The sequence below is a fragment of the Rhizobacter sp. genome (assembly GCF_031412495.1).
Lineage (GTDB): Bacteria > Pseudomonadota > Gammaproteobacteria > Burkholderiales > Burkholderiaceae_C > Schlegelella_A.
In genome coordinates this window covers 1-4,472 of record NZ_JANODC010000526.1, presented here as the reverse complement: position 1 = coordinate 4,472, position 4,472 = coordinate 1, and the positions used below count along the sequence as shown (strand labels likewise).

General features: G+C 69.6%; 5 protein-coding genes. 4 read left to right on the top strand and 1 reads right to left on the bottom strand.

All coding sequences use genetic code 11. The features are described 5' to 3' along the window. Together AC30N0_RS19650 and AC30N0_RS19645 are read left to right on the top strand one after the other, a co-directional pair. On the top strand, positions 1-594 hold a 594-nt coding region (locus AC30N0_RS19650), incomplete at its 5' end, for a phosphotransferase (protein ID WP_489519569.1). A gap of 36 nt (positions 595-630) precedes the next feature. After that, positions 631-1,872, top strand: coding sequence for an acyl-CoA dehydrogenase family protein (locus tag AC30N0_RS19645; RefSeq protein WP_489519568.1), 1,242 nt, complete (start codon positions 631-633; stop codon positions 1,870-1,872). A gap of 12 nt (positions 1,873-1,884) precedes the next feature. Here AC30N0_RS19645 and AC30N0_RS19640 read toward each other — a convergent pair whose 3' ends face one another. Further along, entirely contained in the window at positions 1,885-2,592 is a 708-nt protein-coding gene (locus AC30N0_RS19640) for a hypothetical protein (protein WP_489519567.1), read from the bottom strand. A gap of 35 nt (positions 2,593-2,627) precedes the next feature. Here AC30N0_RS19640 and AC30N0_RS19635 point away from each other — a divergent pair, with 35 nt between their 5' ends. Together AC30N0_RS19635 and AC30N0_RS19630 are read left to right on the top strand one after the other, a co-directional pair. Further along, positions 2,628-3,320 (top strand): glutathione binding-like protein, encoded by a 693-nt coding sequence (locus AC30N0_RS19635; protein ID WP_489519566.1) that lies wholly within the window; start codon positions 2,628-2,630, stop codon positions 3,318-3,320. A gap of 24 nt (positions 3,321-3,344) precedes the next feature. After that, a partial coding sequence (locus AC30N0_RS19630; RefSeq protein ID WP_489519565.1) for an acyltransferase family protein occupies positions 3,345-4,472 on the top strand: 1,128 nt, incomplete at its 3' end.

Genomic DNA, 4,472 nt, shown 5'->3' with positions numbered 1-4,472 from the left:
CCCGGCAACTATTTCGAGCGCCAGATCGCACGCTGGAGCCGGCAATACGCGGCCAGCCTGGCACCGGGCGTGCTGGAGCCGATCACCGACATGGACCGGCTGATCGAGTGGCTGCCGGCGCACATGCCGGCGAGCGCGCGCGACGCGTCGCAGGCGCGCGTGGTGCACGGCGACTACCGGCTCGACAACCTCGTCTTCCATCCGCAGCAACCGCGTGTCGTCGCCGTCCTAGACTGGGAGCTGTCGACCCTCGGCCACCCGCTCGCCGACTTCAGCTACCACTGCATGTCGTGGCACATCCCGCCGGGGTCGTTCCGCGGCATCGGCGGCCTCGACCACGCGGCCCTCGGCATCCCCGACGAGAAGAGCTACGTCCGCCGCTACTGCGAGCGGACCGGTCGCGCCGATCCGGATGCTGTCATGGCCGACTGGAACTTCTACCTCGCCTACAACCTGTTCCGCATCGCCGGCATCCTGCAGGGTATCGCCAAGCGGGTCGAGGCCGGCACGGCATCGAGCGCGCAGGCCCGGCAATCGGCCGCCGGGGCCCGGCCGCTCGCCGAGATGGGCTGGCGCATCGCCCAGCAGACCTGAGGCGCCCCGCCTCGACCCACATCACGAAAGAACACCATGGACTTCGAATACTCCCCCCGCACCAAGGAACTGCAGGCGCAGCTGCTCCGCTTCATGGACGAGCACATCTACCCGGCCGAGCAGCGCTACGAGGAGGAGATCGCGGCCAACACCCAGGCGGGCAAGCGGTGGACGCCGCTGCAGACGATCGAAACGCTAAAGCCGAAGGCGCGCGCCCAGGGCCTGTGGAACCTGTTCCTACCGCCGACGGCGGGCGGCAAGGGCTCGAAGGAAAGCGGCCGCGAGTTCGGCCTGTCGAACAGCGACTACGCGCCGCTGGCCGAGATCATGGGCCGCGTGCCGTGGTCGCCGGAGGTCTTCAATTGCTCGGCGCCCGACACCGGCAACATGGAGACGATCGAGCGCTACGGCTCGCCGGCGATGAAGGACCGCTGGCTGCAGCCGCTCCTCGACGGCAAGATCCGCAGCGCCTTCGCGATGACCGAGCCGGCGGTCGCCTCGTCGGATGCGACCAACATCGAGTCGAGCATCCGTCGCGAAGGCGACCATTACGTCATCAACGGCCGCAAGTGGTGGACCAGCGGCGCCGGCGACCCGCGCTGCCAGATCTACGTCTTCATGGGCAAGACCGACCCCGACGCGCCTCGCCACTCGCAGCAGTCGATGGTGCTCATCCCGGCCGACACGAAGGGCATCACGATCGTCAGGCCACTCAGCGTCTTCGGCTACGACGACGCGCCGCACGGGCACATGGAAGTGCTGTTCGAAGACGTCCGCGTCCCGGTCGACAACATCCTGCTCGGCGAAGGCCGCGGCTTCGAGATCGCCCAGGGCCGCCTCGGGCCGGGACGCATTCACCACTGCATGCGCCTGATCGGCCTCGCCGAGCGCTCGCTTGAGCTGATGTGCAAGCGCGCGTCGAGCCGGGTCGCCTTCGGCCGCACCGTCGCCGAGCAGGGCGTGACGCGCGAGCGCATCGCCGAATCGCGCTGCCAGATCGACATGGCCCGCCTGCTGACGCTGAAGGCGGCGTGGATGATGGATGTCGCCGGCAACAAGGCGGCGAAGGCCGAGATCGCGATGATCAAGGTCGTGGCCCCGAACATGGCCTGCCAGGTGATCGACTGGGCGATGCAGGTGCACGGCGGCGGCGGCGTGTCGGGCGACTTCCCGCTCGCCGGCTTCTACGCCGGTGCCCGCACCCTACGCTTCGCCGACGGCCCCGACGAGGTGCATCGCAACGCCATCGCCAAGATCGAGCTCGGCCGGCACGTCTGAGCCGGCAACTGCCTACGGCGGCGGATCGCCTCGCGAACGGCCGACGCGGATCGCCTCGGTGCAGGCGGTCTCGAACAGGGCCAGGGCCGCGGCGATGTCGGACTCGTCCACGACCGGGCAGTGCATGCGCAGGTAGGCGCGGCCCTTCTGGGTCATCAGCAGCCACGCCGGCGATGCCTGCAGTAAGGTCGTCGCGGCGCGCTCGAGCTCGCGGCAGAGCGGCCCGTCCAGCCAGGCGGCACCTTCCTTCGCAACGTTCGACACCCCGCCGAAGCGGCCGCGAAGGGTCGGGCAGGCGGCGAGCGAGATCTTCGGGAACAGGACCAGCCAGCGCGTCTCTTCCGGCGTGGCGCTGCCGAGCTGCGTCTGGTTGCCCTGCGTGAATTCCTCGAAGGCCTGCTTCTCCAGCGATTCCATCAGGGGCTGCGACATCAGCAGCATGAGGAGGTCGGCAGGCAGGCCGAGCTCGATGCGCAGGCGCAGCTCGCGGCCTTCGATGTACGGGCGCTGCGACGGGCCCCACTCGAGCCGCCACGGCTGGCCGTCCAGCCTGCCGTCGACGACGAAGCCGTTGCCGTCGCGCTCGCGCTTGAAGGCCAGGCCGCGCCGCCTCGCCCACGCGGCGACCTCTGCGAAGTCGGGACCGAGGCCCTGGTTGGCGAAGAAGCCCTTGAATCCTTCGAGCATCGCCGCGTCCGATCCACTAGAGTCGTGCGCCACGGCGCAGGTGCGCCCTTGATCGAGGTGCCAGCGCGATGATCGAAGTGTATTCGTGGCCTACGCCGAACGGCCACAAGATCCACGTCATGCTCGAGGAGTGCGGGCTGGACTACAAGGCCATTCCGATCGACATCGGTGCCGGCGACCAGTTCAGGCCGGAGTTCCTCGCCATCAGCCCGAACAACAAGATCCCGGCGCTCGTCGATCCGGACGGCCCCGACGGCGTGCCGATCACGCTGTTCGAGTCGGGCGCGATCCTGATGTACCTGGCGATGAAGACGGGCCGCTTCATCCCCGACGACGTGCGCGGCCGCTACTCGATGCTCGAGTGGCTGATGTTCCAGATGGGCGGCGTCGGCCCGATGCTCGGCCAGGCGCATCACTTTCGCCTCTACGCGCCCGAGAAGATTCCCTATGCGATCGACCGCTACAGCAACGAGGCCAAGCGCCTCTACGGCGTGATCGACAAGCGCTTGGCGTCGAGCCGGTTCATCGCCACCGACGAATACACGATCGCCGACATCGCCATCTTTCCCTGGCTGCGCTCGTGGCAGAACCAGGGCGTGGACATCGAGCACTATCCGCAGCTGAAGGCGTGGTTCGACGGCATTGCGGCCCGGCCCGCCGTGCAGCGCGGCGTTGCCGTGATGGCCGAGCTGCGCAAGCCCGTCCGCACCGACCAGGAGCGCGAGGTGCTGTTCGGTGCAACCCAGTACGCGCGGCGCTGACGTGCGCCGTCCGAACCGCCGGGGGTGAGCCTCCCGTACCGCGCCGATATCGATGCCCTGCGCGGCATCGCCGTCGCCGCCGTCGTCGTCTTCCACGCGTTTCCCGCCCTGTTGCCGGGCGGCTTCGTCGGCGTAGACGTCTTCTTCGTGATCTCGGGCTACCTGATCACCGGCATCGTCGCCCGCGATCTCGAGGCCGGCCGCTTCAGCCTGTGGCGCTTCTACAGCCGGCGCGTCAACCGCATCGTCCCGGCCCTGCTGGCGGTGCTGGCCGCCTGCCTGCTCGGCGGCTGGTGGCTGCTGCTGAGCGGCGAGTACCGCACCCTCGGCACGCACACCGCCGGCGCGTCCGTGTTCGGGTCCAACTTCGTGCTGCTCTCGGAGACCGGCTACTTCGACGAAGCGGCGCACACCAAGCCGCTGCTGCACCTGTGGTCGCTCGGCATCGAGGAACAGTTCTACATCGCCTGGCCGCTGGCGCTGTGGCTGACGCTGCGCCTCGGGCGGGCGCCCGCCCGGATGGCTGCGGTGGCCGCGCTGATGTCGTTCGCTGCCGCCTTGTGGATCGTCTCCTTCGACAAGGCGGCGGCGTTCTATCACCCGCTGCTGCGTGCGTGGGAGCTGCTCGCCGGTGGGCTGCTGGCCCTCGTCGAGCAGCGGCGGCATGCCCGCTCCATGCGGCCACTGCAGACGAAGGTGCCGGCGGGCCTCGGCTGGCTCGGTGTCGCCGCGATGCTCGCGCCGATGCTGTGGATCGACCGGCACGCCCTCTTTCCCGGCGCCTGGGCGCTTCTGCCGGCGCTTGGCACGGCGGCGATCATCGCCAGCGGTCCGGGTGCGCCGGTGAACCGGGCCCTGGGCGCATCGCGCGTGCTGGTCTGGGTCGGCCTGATCAGCTTCCCGCTCTATCTCTGGCACTGGCCGCTGCTGACCTTCGCCCGCATCGTCGCCGGGGACACGGCGCCGGCCAGCCTTCGCCTCGCCTTGCTCGGGCTGAGCATGGTCCTGGCCTGGCTCACGTGGCGCTTCGTCGAGCGGCACGCGCGCGCGCCGCGCCATGCGAAGCGCAAGAGCTGGTCGCTCGTCGCCGGGCTGGGCGCCATCGGCCTCGCAGGTCTCGCCCTGGCGCTAAGCGACGGCTGGCCGGGGCGC